Raw genomic sequence first — 22,553 nt, 5'->3', positions numbered from 1 at the left:
CTTGATACGGGTCAATCGGCGGCGGGTCGTCCGCGCATCACTGGCTTGCAAGGCACGCGCGTCGGAGCTCCCGGACCTTTGCCGCGCGCAAACGCTCGGTCAGCATGTTGGCCTTGCTGTAGCGCGGATCGCCGGTCACTTCCTCACCGATCCAGTCCGGAAGCTTCACGACCGTTGTTTCGGTCGGCAGCTCGATTTCGGCGATGATCGTGCCCTCGAGCGCCTCGTGATAGACGTCGACTTCCCAGATGCCGCTTTCGCCGGGCACGTAGTGACGCGTCTTCTCCAGGATGCGCCCCTCGCAATGGGCGAAGATCGCCTCGGCGTGATCACGCGGGATGTCGTATTCGAATTCCTCCCGTGACAGCCCGCGCCGGCCACTCTTGACGCAGAGCGTCGTCCGATTGCCGTAGCAGCGGACGCGAACCTTGAGGCCGTCCTGACGTGCGACGAGACCATCGCGAAGACGCTCGCTATGTGTCGCCTGGTCCCGCCATGCGTCGGACTTGACGAGAAACTTCCGTTCGATTTCGAGTGGCATGACCTACTTTTTGAGCGAAGCTCCGCCGTCCTGGTGCGTCATAGCAGCGGCGAGCGACAACGACTATGCCACGAAGGATGAAGAGAGCGTTGTCCTGCTGATCCAACCTGCTGATCCCAGGCCGTCGTAGCGTCTTACCGCTTGCCGCGCGGCTTCTCCGATTTCGCCGGCGGCTCGGCCTGGGTGCCGCAGCTGGCCGCTGCAAGGGAGGCCTGCGCCTGCGGCATGAGGCCTGGTTCGGCGGCCAGCGCCTTCAGCACGATCAGGCCGGTCGCGCTCGGCGAATCGATGATGAGCCGGTCAGCGGCGGTGATCTCTTCGTCCTCGGGCAGGTCTTCGTGCTGGGCCTCAGTCATCAAGTCCAACTCGATCACGCGCTTGCCCGCCGAGCGGTCGTTGATCGCGTAATAGGCGATCTCGTTGCGCGTGTAGAACGACACCGACGTGTAGGCCTGGCTCACGGGAACCGTGAGCTTGAGCGGGCCTTCGGACAGATCATAGCGGCAGATTGCCATCGCGAACGCCGGGTCCATGAACGGCATCGGCGAGTTGCCGGGATCGGCGAGCGGCAGCGGCGTGACGGCGTTCAGCTTGGTCATCGGCGTCAGCCGCGAATAGGCGTCCTGCGTCGAGATCCGCGGCAGCGCCAGCACGCTGACGAGATGCACGACGCCGCCGAGCAGCACACCAACGACAACGGTGAACAGCAGCCGGATCATGAGGGGCAGCCCACGGTCGTGATCGCAGGCATCGGCGCGTCACGCTGCGTGCGCGTCGCCACGCCCACCGGGGTGTCGTAGAGCCGCAGCATCAGCGCATAGCGTTCGATGCCGCCGGTCGGCAGCCAGTTGCCGGAGCGCGAGCGCGCGGCCACGCGGATCTCGAACGAGCCGTCGGCGCCGCGCACCAGCTCCTGGCTGGTGAAGCCGTAGCGCTGCAGCGTGTTGGCGACGAGATGGCCTTTGCGGTCGTACAGCGTGAGCGTCCAGAAGCGGGCGGGCGGCGTCACGCCGCTGACGAGGATGTCGCAGCGGCCGTCGAGCGGCTTCTTCTTGTCGTCAGCGGTGGCGGTGAAGGCGACGCCGTCGCCGGTGCCGATCGGCAGCTCGCCATTGCGGGTGATGGTGGCGCGCGCATAGGGGTCGACGTCGGCCGTGCCGGTCTTCGGGCGTGCCGTCCAGGCGCCGATCGTGAGCGTGCCGAACTCGGTGCCGCGCGTCGTGGTCATCCAGGTCGCGCCGATGCCGACGCCGGTGGCGATCAGGAGCGCAATCGAGGTGATGAAAAGCAGCCGCACGGGAATCGCTGTCGTCAGTTCTTGCGCAGGGCAGGGGTGGTCACGCCGTCAGCGGTGGCCGCGGCGTAGTTTTCAGGAAAGGCGAGCGCGCTCGACGACACCGGCTTGCCGGGCTTGCGCGGGTCGGCGGGCACCGCCTTCTCGGCGACGCGTGCCGCATCGTCGAGCATCTTCTCTACCTGGACCAGGACCTCCGCGCCGCGTCGGGTCAGCACCGGTGGTGGGCCCGGCTTGATCTCGAGCGTCTTCGGCTGGCCGGCCTGCGCCATCGCCGCGTTCACCGGCTGCGGCAGCTTCTCGCCCATGCCGACGCCGGGCAGTTCCTTGACCTCGACGCCCTGATGCGCCGCGACCATTATGTCGTGCCAGGTCTGCGCCGGCAGCGAGCCGCCGGTCATGCGGTTGGTCGGCGAATAGTCGTCATTGCCGTACCAGACCGCGCAGGTGAAGTTGCCGGTGTAGCCGACGAACCAGGCGTCGCGGTAGGCGTTGGTGGTGCCGGTCTTGCCGGCGGTCGGGATGCCGTCGAGCGCGGCGCGGCGCGCGGTGCCTTCGCTGACGACGTGGCTCATCATGCCCGCCATGTCGGCGGCGACCGAGGCCGGGATCGCCTGCTTCGGTTTCGGACCGTCGCGGTCCCAGCGCCAGACCAGGTCGCCGGCGCCGGTGCGGACCTCCAGCACCGAGTGAGGCGTCACCGCTCGGCCCTTGTTCGGGAAGGTGGCATAGGCGACCGCATGCTCGAGCACGGTCACCTCGTCGGAGCCGATCGGCATCGACGGCGTGTCGGGCAGCGGTGCCTTGAGTCCGAAGCGGCGGGCGACCTCGATGATCTTGGCGCGGCCGGCCTTGGGGCCCTCCTTGCCGCCGAGCGCGATCGACAGCTTGACTGGCACGACGTTGATGGAGCGGGTGATCGCCTGGGTCAGGGTCACCGAGCCGGAGTAAGAGTGGCCATAATTCTGCGGGCACCAGTTGCCGATGCAGACCGGGCCGTCGACCACGATGGAGGTCGGCTTGAAGCCGTTCAGCAGCGCGGTCGTATAGACATAAGGCTTGAACGACGAGCCCGGCTGCCGGTAGGCATCGGTGGCACGGTTGAACTGGCTGGCGCCATAATCCCGGCCGCCGACCATGGCGCGGATGCCGCCATCGAGGTCGGAGACGACCGTCGCCGCCTGCGTCGCGTGGTAGTCGCGGCCGAACTGGCGCAGCTGGTTCTCGATCGCCTCGTCAGCCGCGTGCTGCACGTTCATGTCGATCGAGGTCCGCACCACGAACACGCGCTCGGTGTAGGATTTCGGGAACGTGTCGACCAGCTTGCGCATCTCGTCGAAGGCATAGTCGAGATAGTAGTTGGGCGAGCTCTCGTCGCGGCGGTCGACCGCGAAGGCAGGATTGCGGCGGGCGCCGAACACCTGGCCCTCGGTCATGAAGCCGGCATCGACCAGGTTGTCGAGCACGACGTTGGCGCGGGCGCGCGCGGCCGGCAGGTTGATGTGCGGGGCGAACTTGGTCGGCGCCTTGAACAGGCCGGCCAGCATCGCCGCTTCCGACAGGTTGATGTCGCGCACCGACTTGTTGAAGTAGAAATGCGCCGCGCCGTCGACGCCGAAGGTGCCGCCGCCCATATAGGCGCGGTCGAGATAGAGCTTGAGGATCTCGTTCTTGGTCAGTCGGGTTTCGAGCCAGATCGCCAGGAATGCCTCGTTGACCTTGCGCTCGATGGTGCGCTCGTTCGACAGGAACAGGTTCTTGGCGAGCTGCTGGCTGATCGAGGAGCCACCCTGGCGGACGCCGCCGGCCTGGGCGTTGGTCACGAGCGCGCGCGCGGTGCCGGCGATGTCGATGCCGAAATGGTCGTAGAAGCGGCGATCCTCGGTGGCGAGCGTCGCCTTGATCAGATTGTCCGGGAAGTCTTCGAGCGGAATCGAGTCGTTGTGCTTGATGCCGCGGCTGCCGATCGGGCTGCCGTAGCGGTCGAGGAAGGTGACCGCGAGGTCGGATTTCTTCAGCCAGTCCTCGTCAGCGGTTTCCCGGAAAGCGGGGATCGCCAATGCGAGCATCAGGACCAGGCCGCCGAGACCGATCGTGGCCGCTTCCGACAGTGGCTCGACGAACACCCAGCGCTTCCAGCCGCCGACATAGAATCGGTCCATGAACGCCGAATAGCGCTCGTAGAGTTCGCGGGTGCCGCGCAGGGAGGAGAACAGCGCCGAATCGAAGCGGGCGTCGAGATCCAGGCGGAAATTGTTGATCCGCTTCTTCCAATCGTCTGGAATGATCTGCCGCACGGGAACCCTGGTCGTTTCGAAAGCGTGTCAGCGGGCTTCGAAAGCACTCAGCACGGAGGCTGGGGCCATCGAAGGGTCTTGCGCGATTGTTGCGGCAAACCCAAGGCACTGCAAAGTTGGGCACCTCGACCGGAGGTCCCGCACCTAAGCCGCGTTGCCGGCGCCGCCGCCGGAGTGACTCACTATCCTATCTAGCCGAGCAGGGGGCACAAACCAATGGTTCCGCTCACAATTTGATGCACAAAGCTAACGTCGTGCCTGAACAGTCATGCCGCCCCTTGCGCGGCTCGGGGCTCGGCACCTAGATGGCGGCCACGCCGCCCTCCGCTTGGATTCGCCTTATGACCGCACCGCTCAAACGTCCCTCCGACCAGGAGGGATTGTTCTGGAAAACCAAGACCTTGGAAGAGATGTCCGAGGTGGAATGGGAAAGCCTGTGCGACGGCTGCGGGCGCTGCTGCCTGGAGAAGCTCGAGGACGAAGATACCGGCGACATCTATTTCACGCACATTTCCTGCAGGCTTCTGGATGCGGGGCTATGTGCCTGCAAGGACTACCCGAACCGGTCCGAACAGGTATCCGATTGCGTTCGCCTGACACCTGAGAACGTCCGCACCATCACCTGGCTGCCGCCGAGCTGCGGCTACCGCCTGGCCGCGGAGGGACGCGATCTCTACTGGTGGCACCCTTTGATTTCGGGCGATCCCCAGACGGTACATGAAGCGGGCGTCTCCGTGCGCGGCCGTGTCGAGGGCACCGAGGACAACGTGCCGGCCGACCAGCTCGAGGATCACATCGTGCAATGGCCGGTGCTGCTGCCAAAGCGCGCCAAGCTGAAGCGCCGGCCGAAATAGACCCTTTCGGTTTCGATCACTTCGCGCTCGCAGCAATTCAATTCGCCGCGACCGTCATCGTGCGTCGGGATGCACCCATGCGCTGAAACCGCTGCCGCAAGGGAAAATTATGCCCTAAGTAGTTCGCTATCCAGTGAATCTGCGCGGCGTTTGTCGCGCCCGGCACAGCATTCATCCCATGAACAAGTTCGATCGGCAGAGCCATTATCCTGCCGCGTCCCAATCCTTGCCCGAAGAGATTGCCGCAGAGCTGCCGGCCATTCCGCCGCAGGTGCAGGCGATCGAGGATGCGCCGTCGCTGGCGCCCCCGGTGCCGCTGACCCCGGCCGAGGTCCGCACCATCCTGATGAGCCTGCTGCTGACGATGTTCCTGGCCGCGCTCGACCAGACCATCGTCGCGACAGCGCTGCCGACCATCGGCCGCGAGTTCCAGGACGTCACCAATCTGTCCTGGGTGATCACCGCGTATCTGCTGGCCTCGACCGCCGTGGCGCCGGTGTTCGGCACTTTGTGCGACATCTATGGCCGCCGTTCGATGATCGTCACGGCGCTCAGCCTCTTCGTGGTCGGCTCGGTCATGTGCGCGCTGGCGCCGAGCATGCCGGTGCTGATCGTCGCCCGCGGCCTGCAGGGACTCGGCGGTGGCGGCATCATGCCGGTGGTGCAGACCGTGATCTCCGACGTCGTCAGCCCGCGCGAGCGCGGCCAGTACCAGGCCTATTTCAGCGGCGTCTGGCTGCTTGCCGGCCTGCTGGGTCCGGTGATCGGCGGATTCTTCGCCGACCATCTGCACTGGTCGATGATCTTCTGGATCAACGTCCCGCTCGCGGTCGCCGCATTGGCGCTACTGCTGCCCAAGATGGGCCGGCTGCCGGTCTATCACCGGCTGCGCAAGGTCGACTGGGCGGGCGGCCTGCTGCTGATGGCCTCCGCCGTCGTCTTCATGCTGGTGTTGACCTGGGGCGGCCACAAGCTGGCCTGGCTTTCGCCGACCATTCTGGCGATGGTCGGCAGTGCCGTGGCGCTCGGGCTTGGCTTCGTCTGGCATTCAAAGCGGGCGGACGAGCCGTTCCTGCCGCTGCCTTTGATGGGCGGCACGGTCGTGCCCTACGGCTTGATGGCGAGCGGCTGCGCGCTGGGTGCGCTGATCGGGCTCACGGTCCACCTGCCGTTGTATTATGAGCTGGTCTATCATCTGACCCCGAGCGAAGCCGGCCTCGGCCTGATCCCGATCGCGGCGATCTCGACCTTTGGCGCTGCGATTGCCGGCCGCACCATGGCCCGGGTCAAGCACTACAAGCGTGTCGCCATCGTCGGAACCCTGATCGGGACCGTCGCAGCCGCGGTCATGACGGTCACGACGCCGTCACTCTGGGTGCTGATGGCGCTGCTGTCGGTCTTCGGCATCGGACTCGGCACGGCGTTCCCGATTTCGGTGGTGTCGCTGCAGAACGCGGTCGACCGCTCGCAGATCGGCACCATCACCGGCGCCATGAACTTCTTCCGCTCGATGATGTCGTCGTTCACGGTCGCGGCCTTCAGCGCCATCCTGCTGATGGTGCTCGGCGCCGACATCTCGCTCGCCGAGGGCGCGCATGGCGCCGTCAGCGGCATTGCCGAAGCCGACATGATCCACGCCTTCCGCTTCGTCTATGCGGCAGCGACCGCGATGTTGGCCTGCGCCTCCATCTGCATGATGCTGATGGAAGAGCGGCCGCTCGCCGGCCCGTCACGCAACGAGCCGGTCGAGATGGCAGAGTAGCATTGGCAAACATCGAAACCATTGCGGCAGTGCCTGAACGTCGGAAGATGTGCGTGGTGCTCATGATTGTGCCCTCTCCCCTTGTGGGAGAGGGCATGCACGAAAGTGCGGCAATGTCGGTCGGGTGAGGGGTATGTCTCCGCGCGCCTCACCCGCGGAGGGATACCCCTCACCCAATCCCGTGCGCGGATGGTCCGGAGATGCCTTCTCCCGCAAGGGGAGAGGGCGCTGCATCTAGCAGCATGCTAGGACTTCTCTGATCCGCCGTGCTATTCGCGCGGTTCGACGGCCTCGACATTGTCCTGGCCGCGCGAGCCGTCGTCGAGCGATGACTTCACCAGACCAGCTTCGACGCGTTTCGCAAATTCGGTCGTTCCGCCGCTCGCGAGCTCCTTGGCTTGCGGGACCCATTGTTCGCGCTCGATCCGACCCGCAAAGGCGAGATAGGAGCCGACCCATTTGGCGTGCTCGGCGGTCCAGGCCGCGATCTGATCGAAATGCCAGATGCCGAGGCCGTGCAGCCGCGCCTCGTTCTGCTTGCCGATGCCCTTGATCAGCTTGAGATCGTCGGCCTGACCGCCGCGCGGCGAAGCCAGCCCGAGCGGCCGGCTGCCGGCATGTGCCGCTTCGTTCTCGACCGACGGCATCAGTTCCGGCAATTGCGCGACCAGCGCGTTGGCCTCATCCTCGCTCAAGGGCGCATCGGCCTGCTCGTCGATCGTGATCGCGCCCGACTTCACCGCGCTGGAATGCGCGGTGTCGAGACCGGCCGCGAGCAGCTTCGCTTGGGCGATCCAATGCTCGCGCTCGATGCGGCCGGGGAAGGCCATGTGATGGCCGACCCAGCTTGCATGAGCCGGCGTCCACTCGGCGATCTGGCTGAAATGATGGACGCCGACGTCGTTGAGGATACGCTCGTTCTTGGGTCCGATGCCCTTGATGAGCTTGAGATCGTCGGCGGCGCCATCGGGGGCGGGCAGGGCCGGCGGCCTGCCATCGGTCGTTTCCGAAGTCTGCTCGGCGGCCACCGCTGCAACCTCGGCCGCCAGGCGATCAGCCTCGGCATTCGCTGCAGCCTCCGCAGCGAGGCGATCGGCCTCGGCTTTCGCTGCAGCTTCGGCGGCAAGGCGCTCGGCTTCGGCGTTTGCTGCGGCTTCGGCGGCGAGGCGCTCGGCCTCTGCGTTCGCCGCAGCTTCCGCGGCAGCGCGCTCGGCTTCGGCCGCAGCTTCAGCAGCGAGACGTTCGGATTCGGCTTTTGCTGCAGCTTCCGCGGCAACGCGATCAGCTTCGGCCTTCGCCGCGGCCTCTGCGGCGAGGCGCTCGGCCTCTGCGTTTGCCGCAGCTTCCGCGGCAACGCGATCGGCTTCCGCCTTCGCGGCGGCTTCAGCAGCGAGACGTTCGGCTTCGGCTTTCGCTGCGGCTTCCGCAGCGAGGCGGTCAGCCTCGGCTTTCGCCGCAGCTTCCGCCGCAAGGCGATCAGCTTCGGCCTTCGCGGCGGCTTCTGCGGCGAGACGCTCGGCTTCGGCCTTCGCCGCCGCTTCCGCAGCGAGGCGGTCGGCTTCGGCCTTTGCCGCGGCTTCGGCTGCGAGACGTTCGGCTTCGGCTTGCGCGGCGGCTTCGGCCGCACGCCGCTCCGCTTCCGCCTCAGCCGCAAGACGATCGGCCTCTGCCTTGGCCGCGGTCTCAGCCGCGGCGCGATCGGCCTCAACACTGGCCGCCGCCTGCGTAGCCGGTGATGGCGATTGTGGCGGGCTGTCGATCACGGGGCGCGCCCCGGCCGCCTGCGCGACGAAGGCAAGACTGTTTGCAGGGGCTGCCGGCGCCGACGCCCTCGCGGCATCGAGACCGAAGAAATCCTTCAGCTGTCCGCCGATCAGGCAGCCGAACACATAGGCACCGACCATCAGCAGCGCGAGCTCGAGCCACAGCCCGGCGCGTCCCGGCAACAGGCTCAGCATCGCAACGAGAACGCCGATCGCGAAGGCCAGCGTCGCCGGCAGCAGCCAGCTCCTCAGCCAGTCCGGTCGCTTCGCATCCGACCAGGTGCGCCAGCCGACGAATCCGCCGATGACCAGCGCAAGGAGGATCCAGAGAAAGAATGTCGCAAGGTCGTACATCATGATGTCAGCGCCTCACTTGACGACGAATTCGATGCGCCGGTTCTGCGCACGGCCCTCTGGCGTATCGTTGGAGGCGACCGGCTTGGTCTCGCCATAGCCTTCCGAGGTCATGCGTGACGTGTCGATGCCGGCATCGCCGATATAGCCGACCACCGCCGCCGCGCGCCGCTTGGACAGCTCCATGTTGTCCTCCGGTTCGCCGACGCTGTCGGTGTGGCCCTCGATCGAAATCTCGGCCTCCTTGCAGCGCTGTGCGATGTCGACCAGATGATCGAGCAGCGCCAGCGACTCGCGGCTGAGATCGGCGCTTCCGGTGTTGAAGCGGATACGGCCTTTCTCGAGCAGGCCGTTGAAGGCCGGCTGGCACGCGTCGACCGGAAGCGGCGGGCTCTCCGGCTTGAGCCCGATCTTGATGTCGGCGAGCTTGACCTCACCGCCGGCGGTCGCGTCGGCGAGCTCCTTGCGGACCTGCTCGGCCGACTTGTCGTAGATCGCATCGCCCTCGATGGTGATCGAGGCGTCCTTCGCCGCCAGCGTGGTCGACCACAGCCGGGCCAATGCCGGGAAGGTGGCCTTCAGCGACGTGACGAAATCCTTCGGCGCGCCGTCGGCGATCTTCAGGCCGTCCTCGACCGTCTCGGTGACGAAGCTCGACGTGGCGGCGCCGACGAGATCGCGCCGCGCGGCCTCGTCCGGCACGTAGCCGCTCAGCCGGACGCGGCCGTCCTGCTTCTGCAGCCCGAATGCGTAGGGCGAGACCGGGCCGTCGCGGACGTCGACCGATGCGATCGCAAATGGCGCGGGCAGGGTGCTGGCCAGCTGCTCGCGCACGGACGCGGCGGTGACGTTGGCAAGCCCGGCGCCGCTGATCGAGACCTGGGTCTCGTTGATCGCGGCGCTGCCCTGCGAGAGCCTGGCGAGTTGCTGCAGCAGGCTCCCGCCGGCCTTCGCCACGTCGCCGTCGGGAGCGCCGCGCGCGATGCCGATCTGGTTCTTGATGGGTTTGCCGTCGAACTGTCCGTTCGCCGAGCCGAGGATCGCCTCGCGCACGGCCGTGCTGGGGGCGAGACCCGCCAGGCTGAGGTGGGTGCCGTCGAACTCCGCCGACCAGCGATACGGCTTGACTTCGGGCGGCACGATCTCGGCCTTCGCCAGGGTCAGCCCGGCCGGCAGATTGCCGACACCTGCGATCGCCTCGTCATACGCCGCGCTGGAAGGCGCTTCGCCTGAGATCGCGTAGGTGGCGTCCGAGATGACGACGCGCCCGGTGCCGAGCCGTCCCAGTTCGGTCAGCGCGTAGCTCGTATAGGCATCGAAATCACCCGCGGGAGCGCCGCGCGCAATCTGCATGTGGTGCATCACGGACGTGCCCGGCCAGGCCTTGGCCGCGGCGGCTTCGAGCCCGCGCCGGATGTCGTCGGTCGGGACGACGCCGGACATCACCACCGTGTTGCCCTCGCGCACCGCGCTCCAGATGAACGGCTTCGCCTCCGGTGGCAGGATGGCCACATTGGTGAGCAGGGCGCCGCCCGGCAGCTGCTGCGTCGCGGCGATGGTCGCCTCATAGATGTCGGACGAGGCCGCCGTGCCGGCGATCGAATAGGCCTTGTCCGCAAGCGAGAACGTGCCGCCATTGAGCTTTCCGGCCTGCGCCACACCATGATTCGCGATGGCCGCGAATTCGGCCGGCGCCCCCAAGGCATAGCCGAGCCGATCGACGACCTCGCTGGCAGACGCGGAGCGGGCAGCATTGACGATGGCATTGCGGACCGCAGGTGTCGGCACGCCGCCTTCGAGCACCAGCTGCGAGCCGTTGCGCGCAGCGCGGAAGGCATAGGGCTTCGGTGTCGGGAGCTTGTCGTAACGGCCATCGACGAGCCGGACGCCCTCCACGGTCGCCGCGTCTTTCAGCCGGTCCGGCTGATCAGGGCTGAACTCCGGTCCCTCGATACGAACGTCGCGACCCGCAACCGAGACTTTCAGTGCCGCGGCGGTCGTGGGCGCAGACGCCGCGACGGCGGCCCGCGCCCGCGGCGCAATATCGTCTTCCACACTTGCTGTCTTGAAGACCATTGCCGCGAGCCAGAGCACCGCAACAGCAATCAGCCCCGCCCACCATTTCGATGGTTGATGCATGTGAGAGCCCCCGTTTCCCCACCTGCGCCGGGTTCACCCCGGATCGATCCGTCACCGTGAACCACGCCTTGAGCGTAGCAGAACCACCCTGGGAGGCCAGCCGTCTGCGCGTTGTGCCATTGGCTATGCACAAGCCAAGATGGATTTCCGGCAGCTTCGCTCCTCAGGCCTCGGTCGCTTCCTGGTCGATGATCGGACCAGTCGAGGTTGCGATCAAAGTGTGACCGTTCGACGACCGAGGCATCGGGAACAAACTCACGGCTCGAGCGCCCGGCGCAGACGACGGATGATGACGCCGCGGGCGCGGTCGTCGGCCGCCTGCTCGATGCGCTCATGGATATCGAGCAGCAGGCCTGACATGTCGTTGTGCCAGTCGAGCCGGGTCACGGCCTCCGGCGCCAGCCGCCGCCGGCGAGCGACGTCGAGCGGTGTCGGCACGGCGCTCGTGAGCTCGTAGACGTCGTCGAGCAGGGGCGAGAACACCTTCGCACCCGGCACGATGCGCTCGGCGACGCGCTCAGCCAGCGCCGCGATCGCGGCCTCCTCGCCGTGGGACAGGAACAGGCCGCGCGTAATCGGGCGGCGGGCCGCGATCCAGCGCGCGATCTCGGCGCCGTCGGCATGGCCGGAATAGTCGTCGATCATGCGGATGCGCGCGGCGACCTTGATCTCCTCGCCCTGGATCCGCACCGCCTTGACGCCGTCCTGCAGGAAGCGGCCGAGCGTGCCGTTGGCCTGATAGCCGACCAGCAGCACGGTGGCACGGTTATTCCACAGCCAGCGCTTCAGATGGTGCCGGATGCGGCCGGCGTCGCACATGCCGCTGGCGGCGATGATGATGTGGAAGCCGGTCAGCTTGGCGATCGCCTTGCTTTCGTCGACCGTCTCGGTGAATCGCAGATGCGGCGACGACAACAGGCGGCCGACATCGCTGCCGCCGTCGAGGCTCTCGGTGTGCGCACGAAACACCTCGGTGGCGTGGATCGCGAGCGGCGAGTCCAGGAAGATCGGCGCGGCCGGAATCTCGCCGCGCTCCATCAGGCCGACGAGATCGACGATCAGCTCCTGCGTCCGCTCGACCGCGAAGGCCGGGATCAGCAGCGCGCCTTTTGCGGAAGCCGCATCGCGCACCTCGCCGGCCAGACGATTTCTGCGCAGCTCCGGCGTGGTCGGCTCGCGGATGCGGTCGCCATAGGTCGCTTCCGAGATGACGTAGTCGAATCCTTCGGGCGCTGTCGGATCGGGCTGCAGCAGCTTGGCGTCCGGCCCGACATCGCCCGAGGCCAACAGCCGCAGCGGCGCGCCATCGGCGCCTTGGCCCTCGAACTCGATCTCGATCGAGGCCGAGCCCAACAGATGCCCGGCATTCCAGTAGCGGGCGCGAACGCCGGGAATGATGTCGGTCCAGGTCTCGTAGGCGACGGCTTGAAAGTATTGCAGCGCGGCGATCGCGTCGGCCTGGGTATAGATCGGGCTGACCTCGCCGCGGCCGCGCGCGATGTTGCGGCGGTTCAGCGCCAGCACCTCCTGCTCCTGGATATTGCCGGCATCGGGCAGCATCCACGAGCACAGATCGATGGTGCCGCGCGTGGCGAAGATCTTGCCGTCGAAGCCCAGGCGCACCAGCTTGGGCAACAGGCCGCTATGATCGATATGGGCGTGCGTCAGCAGCACCGCATCGATGTCGGCGGGACGGAACGGAAAGTCGCCGTAGTTGAGCTCCTTCAGCGTCTTCTGCCCCTGGAACAGGCCGCAGTCGATCAGGATCTGGCTCTTGCCGGTGCGGACCAGATAGCAGGACCCGGTTACGGTATGCGCGGCACCGCAGAAGCGAACGGTCACACTCATGCGGTGGTCTCCCAAAGACGATGGATCATGTTCAATGGCGGCTCATCAGGGGCGACCGTTCGCCCCGTCAGCGAAGGCATAACCGTGGTTGGCGCCGGCTGCCGCCGCGGCCAGATCATGCTCCGACGGGTCGCAGGTGAACACGCGATAAAGCGGCTCACCCTGGTCGACGCGATCGCCGATCTTCTTGAACAGCCTGATGCCGGCGCCCTTGTTTACAGGGGCGCCGGCGGTGCGCGCCAGCCTGTTCAGCCGCAGGCAGTCGATCGCGGAGACGACGCCGTCGCGCTCAGCCCGGACGTCGAAGGCGAGATCGCCGAGCTCGCTGCGGCACTCCGACGGCCCCTGCGCGTCGATGATCTTCAGCATCTGCTTCAGCGCCGCACCACTGTCGAGCAGCTCGCGTGCCCTATGATAGCCGGCGCCGCCGCGCAGCTTCGGATCATATTCCAGCAGATGCGCCGCAAGCCGCAGCGACTTCTCGCGCAGATCGGCCGGGGCTGATGGCTCATTGCCCAGCACCGCCATCACGTCGCGCGCTTCCAGCACCGGGCCGATGCCGTTGCCGATCGGCTGGCGGCCATCGGTCGTGATCACCTCGACCTTGAGTCCGAACCGGTCGCCGACGAATTCGAACAGTTTTCGCAGCCGCATCGCCTCGGCGCCGCTGGTGAGCTTGGCGGTCGGGCCGACCGGCAGATCGAGCAGGAGATGCGTCGAGCCGGCGGCGAGCTTCTTCGACAGGATCGAGGCGACCATCTGCTCGCGGGTGTCGAGGCTGAGCGGGCGTTCGACCGAGATCAGGACGTCGTCGGCCGGCGACAGGTTGACGTGGCCGCCCCAGATCACGCAGCCATTGCAGGCGGCGACGATCGATTTCATCTCCTCGGCGCCGACATTGACCCGCGCCAGCACTTCCATCGTATCGGCGGTGCCGGCCGGCGAGGTGATCGCGCGCGAGGAGGTCTTGGGGATGGTCAGGCCATGGGCGGCGACGATCGGCACCACCACCATCGAGGTGCGGTTGCCCGGAATGCCGCCGATGCAGTGCTTGTCGACCACGACGGGCTCGGGCCATTTCAACTGAGTGCCGGCATTCGCCATCGCGCGCGTCAGCGCCAGCAACTCGCCCGAGGTCATGAAGCTCGCCGAGCCGATCAGGAAGGCCGCGATCTCCATGTCGGAATAGCGGTAGTGGGCGAGATCGTCGATCACGGCCGCGATGGCCTGGTCGCTCAAGGTCTCGCCGCGGATCTTGGCGCGGACCGCCTCGAGGCTGTCGGGCGGGGCCGCGGGCGACACCGTCGCGAGCGTACCGGCCGGCTCGGCGAAGCGGCGCAGCGCCGGCTCCGACAGGCCGATCTCGTCGGGGCCGACGAGGGCGTCGTCGTCGGTGATCAGCAGGGTGGCGAGCAGCGTCCGCGAATTGCAACGCAGCTCGACCCGGCTGAACCCGCTGAAGACCTCGGGCCGCAGCGCCCGCGAGCGTCGCGAAATGACGACAACGTTCTCGCGGCCGGTGTCGAGCGCGACGCTGCGGATCTTGAGCTGGGGGCGGGCGGTGTCTGCTGTGGTCATGGTGGCCAGGATAGACATTATGTCGGTCGCCGCCATGACCGTTGACCCAGATCATGACGCGCCATCTGCCGGATAAGCCGAATTTTTTCTGAATATGTCAGCGGAGAATTCCGAACGGGCGGACCCGTCCGCACCCGCCGATCGGGATCCTCGATAAAAATAAAACGGAACAGATTCATGGGATTGCGATCCCTTTCGGCCGCGGCCGGTGAGCAGGAGGGGGCGCGCGAAATGATCCCCGGCATCGGAATCCGAGCTCGGGGGCTACCTGATCGGGTTAACCGATTGTTCAAGCCGATAATCGAGGGTTCCGCTGGGGCGTCCGTCCCGGCCTTTGCGCGTGCCGTTCCGGCGCGTCAGATGATCGAGCCCGACCGGAGTGGCAGATGCGGCAGTTGATTGCGAGCTTCCTGAAGAATCAGGCTGGCGCGACCTCGATCGAATACGCGATCATTGCCGGTGGGCTGAGCATCGTGATCCTGGCGGCGGTGAACGGCGTCGGCTCGACGCTGAGCAGCAAGTTCACCTCGATCAACACCTCCATCAAATAGCTGCCCGATCAAATGGCCGCCCGCTTGATCTAGACGACCGTTTCCAAAGTCCTGGCACATTGATCATGTAGACCCGGCTGTCATCGTCCGCGAAGGCGGACGATCCAGTACGCCGTGACGTCTCGGTTCATAATCTTCCGCCGCGGAGTACTGGATGCTCCGCCTTCGCGGAGCAGGACAGCAGTGGGGACGGCGAAAGCTCAACCCGGAAACTATCGCTGGTTCTAAGAAACGCTCGTCTAGTCAGTCGTCGCGACTTGTCTTCAAAAAAAGAGCTTCCGGCGGGGCATCGCCGGAAGCTCGTGGAGCACTTGGAGGTTCAACAGTCTCCTTTCCTACCAGTTGCGCTGAGCACGCAGCAGCATGCTCACCGTGTCCTGGTCCTTGAGCTCATAGATCGCGGCGGGCTTGGCCGTGCTGGCGATGGCCGGAGCAATCGCCGTGCCCGAGTATTTCTGGTCGAGGTGGCTGTAGGTCACATCGGCCGAGAAGGTCAGGCCCTTGACCGGCGTCCATCGGGTGATGAGGCCGATCTGTCCGAGATTGAAGTCGGGGTTGCACGTCGAGCCCGCCGTCAGCATCGCGGTCGCGGCGATGCCGGCACAGATCAGGCTCGATCCCGTCTGGCCATAGCGCACCTGGGCATAGGCGCCGTACACCGCAGTGTTCCAGCGCGGGTCCCAGTTGTGGGTGAAGGCGCCGCGCATGCCCCAGGTCTGTACGGTCGACAAGCCGCTGCCGTTGCTGAACACCGCGTCGGCGACGCCGGCAAAGCCGACGCTCTGATAGGCGCCGGTCACGCCACTGCTGCCGTACATCGTGTAGGATGTGTTCGCCAGGCTCTGGAAGTTGTAGCGGCTGGCACCGTCGGTATAGACCGCCTGCAGGTTGACGACGTCGCCCGGACCGGTCGGGATGTTCTTGATCGACAGCGCCAGCTGCGCGGCCCAGCCCCATTTGTCGGACGGATGACCGGAGGTCTCGCTCGCACCATAATAGGCGGTGTGATTGTCGTGCGCGGCGAACGAGGCCTGGAAGATGCCCCACGCCTGGTCGACGCGGACCATGCCGATGATATCGGGGGACACGGTGCCGCCGAAGCTGCTCGTGCCGTAGGCGCCGCCCAGCACGCCGGCGGCGGTGATCCCGGACGTGTTCCAGATGTTGGTGGTGAAGAACTGCGTCTGGTCCTCCAGCGAGACCGCGGCCGTGATGCCCTGGCCGAAATCGGCGGTGTAGGTGAACTGGTTGACGCCGTTGTTGGAGCCGCTGCCGCCGACGAGGCCGTCGAAATTGTTGCCGGGATAGTTGGTCCAGGGCGCGTCGAACGTGGAGACCGCCTTGCCCATCGTGAAGCCGGCGAACTGGATGAAGGCGTAGTAGACGCCGAGCGAGCCGCCGGAAATGCCGTCGCCCGTGTAGGACGTTGCACCAGCGCCGGCTCCTGCATTGGAGCCCGAGGTCCAGGTCAGGACCGCGTCGAAATAGGTGCGGACCACGCCATACTCGGTCGCCGTCCGCGTATCGATGTTGAGATCTTCGCGCGAGCGCATCTGATAGCGGTTGCTCAGGCGGTTGTCGGCGCCGGCCTGACCCGAATAGGCGCCACCATAGTTGCTGTTGGTCCACAGCGCGGTTTCGGCGCGCAGATAGCCACCAAGCTTGATGCAGGTGTCGGTGCCGGGAATGTAGTAGAAGCCCGTACCATAGAGCGAGCACACCTTCACATACTCGACGGCCTTGGCTTTGAGCGGAAGATCCGCGGCCTGAGCCGCCGCGGCGGACAATATCACTGCTCCCGTTCCGAGAAGCAGGCCCCTCAACGTCTTCATTTCCGTTTCTCCGGTTGATCGGCGATGCACACGGCCCCCGCGTGTCGCCTCTGGCTTCGCCAGATTGCTGCTCTCGCACCCGCGGTTCCTGCTCCGCCGATCGGCTCGACTAACGGAACGATTGAACAGGCGTGCATGAGCCAATTTCAGTTTGCTGACGTGCTCTGGTTTGCTCGTGATTGACTCGGTCGTCGTTGACACGCTGACCGCTCGCACCAGCTTCGACGCGGTCACGCGACGGTTTTGGCGTCGGGGTGTCAGTTTGTTAATGGTGATAATCGTGAATAGGGTAGGTGGGATTCCCGAACAATCGCAGCGTCACTAACAATCACCGTGCACGCGGTCGTGCGTGCACACCGTCGTTGACGGTGTGCAACGAATGTCCGGTTCTGAACGATGTCAGCGGCGGCCTGAGTCGATCTGCAGGGACGATCGATGTGACGTCGCCGCAACCAGCCCGTTTCCATCGTACTCGACGGCGGTCATGATCGCGTCCAGCGTGGCGCCGCTGCGCCACCGCTTGACGAAATCGAGAAACACCTGCAGCGGCATGGGTGGCTGCCGGCGGCTCGGATGGTAGAGATACAGGCCGGGCGTGGCGTAGTTCCAATCGGGCAGCAGCCGCACCAGCCGTCCTTCGGCCAGATGAGACTCGACCATGGGCTCGACCAGGTAAGCAACACCGACGCCGTTGAGCGCGGCATTCAGCGCAAGATCGAAATCGTTGACGATCAGCGAGCCGTCCACGGCAATTTCCGCATGCTGGCCACCGTTGTCGAACACCCATTGCTGCAGCGTATCGTCGGCGGGAAAGCGGTGCCGGATGCAATTATGGATTTGGAGATCATCCGGCACCGAGGGAGCCGGATGCGCTGCGAGGTACGCGGGAGAGGCAACCGCGATGAAACAGCAGTCGTCGAAGACGCGGATGACCTTCATGTCGCGCTCGACCCTGTGCCCGGACCGGATGCCGGCATCGAAGCGATTGCGCACGATGTCGCTGTTGGTGTCGTCGATCGCCAGTTCGAGCTGGATGTCGGGGTAGTAGGCGAGGAACGACCTGATCAAGGGCCCAAGCCCTCTCATCGCGAACACACGGGACACGGTCAATCGCAACGTCCCGACGGGCTTGTCGCGAAAAGCGTTGATGCTCTCGATGGCCTGATCGACGCGCTCGAGAATCGGCTGAATCTCCGCCAGCAACCGTTCGCCGGCCTCGGTGAGCGCCACGCTGCGCGTGGTGCGATTGAACAACCTGACGTCCAATTGCTCTTCGAGGCTCTTGATCGTCTGGCTGATGGTGGGCAAGGAGCAACCGATATGAGCGGCAGCCTTGGTGAAGCTCAAGGAATCCGCAACCGCCGCGAATGCTGAGAGCTCTGACAGCTGAACCCGTGCCATCGCTAGGCGCGCTGCGCCTGGCGTCGGTCCGCATCGTGCTGAAACATCCACATCCCCCTGATACGCCGCGTCGTGCAGCCAGGACGACTCCGCCACTGTCGGTCCTACCATCACCGACCGGGCACTCCTCTCTTCCGTCAGGAAGTCTTCATCAGGAAGAAGTCGCGCCGGATCATGACCCGCGCCGCAGAGCTAGGCGCGACGTGCTCATCGCGCAAGCAGTGAAGCGATGTCTCGGTGATCACAAATCCGCGCCTGATCGCCGGCGCTGCGTTGTCGGATCAACTCACCTGAGCCAGACAGATGTCGCGCCACGAATCGGGACACGACGTTGGATGCGGTGTGTCGTCGTCTGCGCCTGAACGCTGATGAGAGTTTATCGCTAACGGTGCCGCTCGCCATCGATGCCGACAGTGCAGTTGGAACGCAGGTGAAGCCGCGCAAGGCAGCTCACCTGCGGAGGTCCCGGATCTTCGAGGAGGCGTCGCGGGATCGATGCGTCAACTGGCCTTGCGCGAGCGCGCGGTCGTCCGGGCGGTCTTCTCGGACTTCTTCGGCTCCTCGACCTTCTTCGGCTCGTCCTTTGCCTGCGGCTCCCTGGCCTTCTTGCCGCTGATCGGCAGCAGCATCTCGCGCTGCCCTTCGACGCGCTTCTTCGGCTTCTTTGCCTTGGCCTTCGGAGCAGGGGCGGCCGCGGCGGGCGCCTTGTCGCCTTCGCTGGCGAGGCTTCGCTTCAGGGCGTCCATCAGGTTGATCACGTTGCCGCTCGATTTCGGCGCCGCCTTGGCGGCGATGGTCACGCCGCTACGCTTCTTGTTGATGAGATCGATCAGCGCGGCCTCGTAGTGATCCTCGAAATTCTCCGGCTCGAAGTCGGCCGATTTCTTCTCGACGATGTGCTTGGCGAGATCCAGCATGTCCTTCGTGATCTTCACGTCCTGGATGTCGTCGAAATACTCCTGCTCGTTGCGCACCTCGTAGGGATAGCGCAGCAGCGTTCCCATCAGGCCCTTGCCGAGCGGCTCGAGCGCGATGATGTGCTCGCGGTTGGTCAGCACCACGCGGCCGATGGCGACCTTGTCCATGCTGCGGATGGTCTCGCGGATCACGGCGAAGGCGTCGTGGCCGACCTTGCCGTCGGGCACGAGGTAATAGGGACGGATCAAATAGCGGCTGTCGATGTCGGTGTGCGGCACGAACTCGTCGATCTCGATCGTATGCGTCGACTCCAGCGCGATGTCGTCGAGTTCGTCCTTCGTCACCTCGATGTAGGTGTCGGTGTCGACCTTGTAGCCCTTGACGATGTCGTCATTGGCCACTTCCTCGCCGGTCTCGGCGTCGACCCGGCTGTATTTGATGCGGTGCCCGGTCTTGCGGTTGATCTGGTTGAACGAGACCTTCTCGGACTCCGATGTCGCCGGGTAGAGTGCGACCGGACAGGTCACGAGCGAGAGGCGCAGAAAACCCTTCCAATTGGCGCGCGGGGCCATGACTTACTCCAAACTGCAGGCTTGCTTGCGGACCGGGCTGCTGCGGACGTAGTTGTCGCGGCGTCCGCGAGGATAACATCCGACGCTGCGGATTCAACAAGGCGGCCTGCAGATTCTCGCATCGGCGTTAACCGGTCGCAGCCATCAGCGCGGCCGGAACCTCATCTGGCGCCCGACGTTGCCAAGGGGAGCGGAATGAGAGAACGCGCTACCGCGTTCGATTTGAATACCAGCGAGCTGAGGACGCCATGGCAATCAGACGACATCAGCGGATCGTCGAAACCCCCACCGAAGCGCGGCAGGGTGAACCGGGACCGTCGGTCCTGGCGATGCTCGCCATCTCCACCGGGCTGGCGCTGCTGGTGCTCGGCCTCGTCTGGTTCGTGTTCTTCCACACCTGAGGGCCTGCACGGAGCCGGGATCGTTCAGCTCGGCCTGAGCCGGGCAGGGATAACCCTTACCGGCGAGCGGCGCCCACCGTCTCAGAAGCTTCAGCCCGGCCGCACGGCCGGGCTTTTCATTGCCGCAGTCCAGAGCTTATATCCGCCCCAATTCTGTCGGCCCTTGCCGGCCAGCCACGTCGAGATGACCAAAAAGTAACGTCGTGGGTCGGGTTCCGTTCATGCGGGGTTCACGGCCTTCCGGTTCATCTTGAGGGCGGAAATCGTGCAGTTCAGCTCTGGAGGCAAGCGTGCGTCTGCTCGTTGTCGAGGACGACCCGGATCTCAATCGTCAGCTCACCACGGCGTTGAGTGACGCCGGCTACGTGGTCGACCGTGCCTTCGACGGCGAGGAGGGGCACTATCTCGGCGACAGCGAGCCCTACGACGCCGTCGTGCTCGATATCGGCCTGCCCAAGATGGACGGCATCTCGGTGCTGGAAGCGTGGCGGCGCAATGGCCGGGCGATGCCGGTGCTGATCCTGACCGCCAGGGATCGCTGGAGCGACAAGGTCCAGGGCTTCGATGCCGGCGCCGACGATTATGTCGCCAAGCCGTTCCATCTGGAGGAAGTGCTGGCGCGCATCCGCGCGCTGCTGCGCCGCTCCGCCGGGCATGCCCAGAGCGAGCTGACCTGCGGGCCGGTGACGTTGGACACCCGCACCGGCAAGGTCAGCGTGTCGGGCAACCCCGTCAAGATGACCTCACACGAATACCGCCTGCTGTCCTATCTGATGCACCATTCCGGCCGCGTGGTCTCGCGCAGCGAGCTGGTCGAGCATCTCTACGACCAGGACTTCGACCGCGACTCGAATACCATCGAGGTCTTCGTCGGCCGTATCCGCAAGAAGCTCGATTGCGACGTGATCCAGACCGTCCGCGGCCTCGGCTACCTGCTGACGCCGCCGCCGGCCGCCAGCGCCTGATCCGAGCGGCGTCCGCCATTCGAGGTGGCCGGGCGCCGGTCGTTTCGCTAATTTGCGATGATGCGCCAGAGTTCACTTGCCACCCGGTTGTTCCTGTCCGCGACCGCGTGGCTCGTGGTCATCCTCGCCATTACTGGCATCGTGCTGTCCTCGGTCTATCGCAACGCGACCGAGCGCGCCTTTGACCGGCGGCTCAACCTCTATCTGCGGACGCTGATCGCGGAGGTCGCGACCCCCGACGACCCGCCGGACCGCCAATTCCAGTCGCTCGGCGAACCCCTGTTCGAGCTGCCGCTGTCCGGCTGGTATTGGCAGATCACCCGCAGTGACACCGAGAAGCCGGAGGTGCGGGCCTCCCGCTCGTTGTGGGACAAGAAGCTGCCCAAGCTCGAGGAGCAGGGGATCGAGCTGACGGCGGCCGGCATCCGGATCGGTTACGTCGAGGGACCGGAGAACCAGGACCTGCGCATGGTCGAGCGCCCGGTCGATCTCGGCGCCGACGGCAAATTCCTAGTCAGCGTCGCCGGCGATGCCTCGGAGATCTTCGACGAGACCCGCAGCTTCGACTATTACCTCGGCGGCACCTTCACCGCGCTTGGTATCGTGCTGCTGCTCACGACCGTCTTCCAGGTCAATTACGGCCTCGCGCCGTTGAAGCGGATCTCGGAATCGATCGCCGACATCCGCTCCGGCCGGGCCGAGCGGCTGGAGGGCGAGTTTCCGGTCGAGATCGCGCCGCTGGCGCGCGAAACCAACGCGCTGATCGACGCCAATCGCGAGATCGTCGAGCGCGCGCGCACCCATGTCGGCAATCTCGCCCACGCCATCAAGACGCCGCTGTCGGTGATCGTCAACGAGGCGACCACCCACGCGGCCGATCCGTTTGCGGCCAAGGTCATGGAGCAGGCCGACGTGATGCGCGACCAGGTCGCCCATCATCTGGAGCGGGCGCGAATCGCCGCGCGCGTCACCATCGTCTCGACCGTCACCGAGGTGGCGCCGGCGATCGAGGCGCTGCGCCGCACCATGGAAAAGATCCATCGCGAGCGCGGCATCGTGGTCGAGGCGACGGTCGATCCCGCCGCCAGGTTTCGCGGCGAGCGCCAGGACCTGGAGGAGATGGCCGGCAATCTGGTCGACAATGCCTGCAAATGGGCCACGTCGCGGGTCTCGGTGGAGGTCACGGTCGAAACGCCGGCCAAGCCGGGGGCGGCGCCGATGCTGCGGATCGTGGTCGACGATGACGGGCGGGGCCTGTCGCCCGCTGAACGCGCCCAGGTCTCGCGCCGCGGCCAGCGCCTCGACGAATCCAAGCCGGGATCGGGGCTCGGGCTGTCGATCGTCAACGACCTCGCCGCGCTCTATGGCGGCCATCTGGCGCTCAGCGATGCGCCGATCGGCGGCCTGCGGGCCGAGCTGAGGCTGCCCGGCGTTTGACAGGGCGGCGAATCTCGCCATCCTAAAGGTGTTCTTAATACCGCGG

At 65.8% G+C, this 22,553-nt stretch carries 17 protein-coding genes; 6 read left to right on the top strand and 11 right to left on the bottom strand.

What is annotated here, in order from left to right; translation table 11 throughout:
* Positions 1-37: 37 nt before the first annotated feature.
* The 4 genes from S58_RS24020 to S58_RS24005 form a co-directional block, all read right to left on the bottom strand.
* A complete protein-coding gene (locus S58_RS24020; RefSeq protein WP_015667974.1) occupies positions 38-541 on the bottom strand; it encodes a CYTH domain-containing protein in 504 nt (167 codons plus the stop codon).
* Positions 542-675: 134 nt separating this feature from the next.
* Complete coding sequence (locus tag S58_RS24015) at positions 676-1,260, bottom strand: DUF1254 domain-containing protein (RefSeq protein WP_015667973.1); 585 nt, start codon at positions 1,258-1,260, stop codon at positions 676-678.
* Positions 1,257-1,838 carry a DUF1214 domain-containing protein gene (locus tag S58_RS24010; RefSeq protein WP_015667972.1) on the bottom strand — a complete coding sequence of 194 codons (582 nt, stop codon included), beginning with the start codon at positions 1,836-1,838 and terminating at the stop codon, positions 1,257-1,259. Before S58_RS24010 ends, S58_RS24015 begins: the two co-directional genes overlap by 4 nt.
* 14 nt (positions 1,839-1,852) lie before the next feature.
* Positions 1,853-4,132: a transglycosylase domain-containing protein gene (locus tag S58_RS24005; RefSeq protein WP_015667971.1), complete on the bottom strand. Its 2,280-nt coding sequence runs from the start codon at positions 4,130-4,132 to the stop codon at positions 1,853-1,855.
* 341 nt (positions 4,133-4,473) lie between these two features.
* On the opposite strand from S58_RS24005, the gene S58_RS24000 reads away from it, so the two are divergent.
* Together S58_RS24000 and S58_RS23995 are read left to right on the top strand one after the other, a co-directional pair.
* Complete coding sequence (locus tag S58_RS24000; RefSeq protein WP_015667970.1) at positions 4,474-4,986, top strand: YcgN family cysteine cluster protein; 513 nt, start codon at positions 4,474-4,476, stop codon at positions 4,984-4,986.
* 178 nt (positions 4,987-5,164) lie between these two features.
* Positions 5,165-6,748, top strand: a complete 1,584-nt coding sequence (locus tag S58_RS23995) for an MDR family MFS transporter (protein ID WP_015667969.1) — start codon at positions 5,165-5,167, stop codon at positions 6,746-6,748.
* A 269-nt stretch (positions 6,749-7,017) separates the two neighbouring features.
* Here S58_RS23995 and S58_RS23990 read toward each other — a convergent pair whose 3' ends face one another.
* The 4 genes from S58_RS23990 to S58_RS23975 form a co-directional block, all read right to left on the bottom strand.
* A complete protein-coding gene (locus S58_RS23990) occupies positions 7,018-8,868 on the bottom strand; it encodes a hypothetical protein (RefSeq protein WP_015667968.1) in 1,851 nt (616 codons plus the stop codon).
* Positions 8,869-8,880: 12 nt separating this feature from the next.
* The gene (locus S58_RS23985; protein ID WP_015667967.1) at positions 8,881-11,004 is read right to left on the bottom strand and encodes an OmpA family protein; all 2,124 of its coding nucleotides are present in this window, start codon (positions 11,002-11,004) and stop codon (positions 8,881-8,883) included.
* A 255-nt stretch (positions 11,005-11,259) separates the two neighbouring features.
* Positions 11,260-12,852, bottom strand: a complete 1,593-nt coding sequence (locus S58_RS23980) for an MBL fold metallo-hydrolase (RefSeq protein WP_015667966.1) — start codon at positions 12,850-12,852, stop codon at positions 11,260-11,262.
* A gap of 45 nt (positions 12,853-12,897) precedes the next feature.
* Positions 12,898-14,430, bottom strand: a complete 1,533-nt coding sequence (locus tag S58_RS23975) for a thymidine phosphorylase family protein (RefSeq protein ID WP_015667965.1) — start codon at positions 14,428-14,430, stop codon at positions 12,898-12,900.
* Between the two features lie 386 nt (positions 14,431-14,816).
* Between S58_RS23975 and S58_RS23970 the strand changes: the two genes are divergently transcribed.
* The gene (locus S58_RS23970) at positions 14,817-14,981 is read left to right on the top strand and encodes a Flp family type IVb pilin (protein WP_015667964.1); all 165 of its coding nucleotides are present in this window, start codon (positions 14,817-14,819) and stop codon (positions 14,979-14,981) included.
* A 335-nt stretch (positions 14,982-15,316) separates the two neighbouring features.
* On the opposite strand, the gene S58_RS23965 is transcribed toward S58_RS23970, so the two are convergent.
* The 3 genes from S58_RS23965 to ku all read right to left on the bottom strand — a co-directional run bounded on the left by S58_RS23965 (position 15,317) and on the right by ku (position 19,704).
* A complete protein-coding gene (locus S58_RS23965; RefSeq protein WP_015667963.1) occupies positions 15,317-16,813 on the bottom strand; it encodes a porin in 1,497 nt (498 codons plus the stop codon).
* A gap of 399 nt (positions 16,814-17,212) precedes the next feature.
* Positions 17,213-18,214: a LysR family transcriptional regulator gene (locus tag S58_RS23960; protein WP_015667962.1), complete on the bottom strand. Its 1,002-nt coding sequence runs from the start codon at positions 18,212-18,214 to the stop codon at positions 17,213-17,215.
* A gap of 500 nt (positions 18,215-18,714) precedes the next feature.
* The gene (gene ku, locus S58_RS23955) at positions 18,715-19,704 is read right to left on the bottom strand and encodes a non-homologous end joining protein Ku (protein ID WP_015667961.1); all 990 of its coding nucleotides are present in this window, start codon (positions 19,702-19,704) and stop codon (positions 18,715-18,717) included.
* A 248-nt stretch (positions 19,705-19,952) separates the two neighbouring features.
* Here ku and S58_RS38700 point away from each other — a divergent pair, with 248 nt between their 5' ends.
* The 3 genes from S58_RS38700 to S58_RS23945 all read left to right on the top strand — a co-directional run bounded on the left by S58_RS38700 (position 19,953) and on the right by S58_RS23945 (position 22,507).
* Entirely contained in the window at positions 19,953-20,105 is a 153-nt protein-coding gene (locus S58_RS38700) for a hypothetical protein (protein ID WP_015667960.1), read from the top strand.
* 290 nt (positions 20,106-20,395) lie between these two features.
* Entirely contained in the window at positions 20,396-21,070 is a 675-nt protein-coding gene (locus S58_RS23950; RefSeq protein ID WP_015667959.1) for a response regulator transcription factor, read from the top strand.
* A gap of 60 nt (positions 21,071-21,130) precedes the next feature.
* The gene (locus tag S58_RS23945) at positions 21,131-22,507 is read left to right on the top strand and encodes a sensor histidine kinase (RefSeq protein ID WP_042340891.1); all 1,377 of its coding nucleotides are present in this window, start codon (positions 21,131-21,133) and stop codon (positions 22,505-22,507) included.
* Positions 22,508-22,553 lie beyond the last annotated feature (46 nt).

Origin of the sequence: Bradyrhizobium oligotrophicum S58, assembly GCF_000344805.1 — a bacterium.
Lineage (GTDB): Bacteria > Pseudomonadota > Alphaproteobacteria > Rhizobiales > Xanthobacteraceae > Bradyrhizobium > Bradyrhizobium oligotrophicum.
Note: the sequence above shows the minus strand (reverse complement) of the source record. Positions and strands in the feature narration are given on the sequence as shown.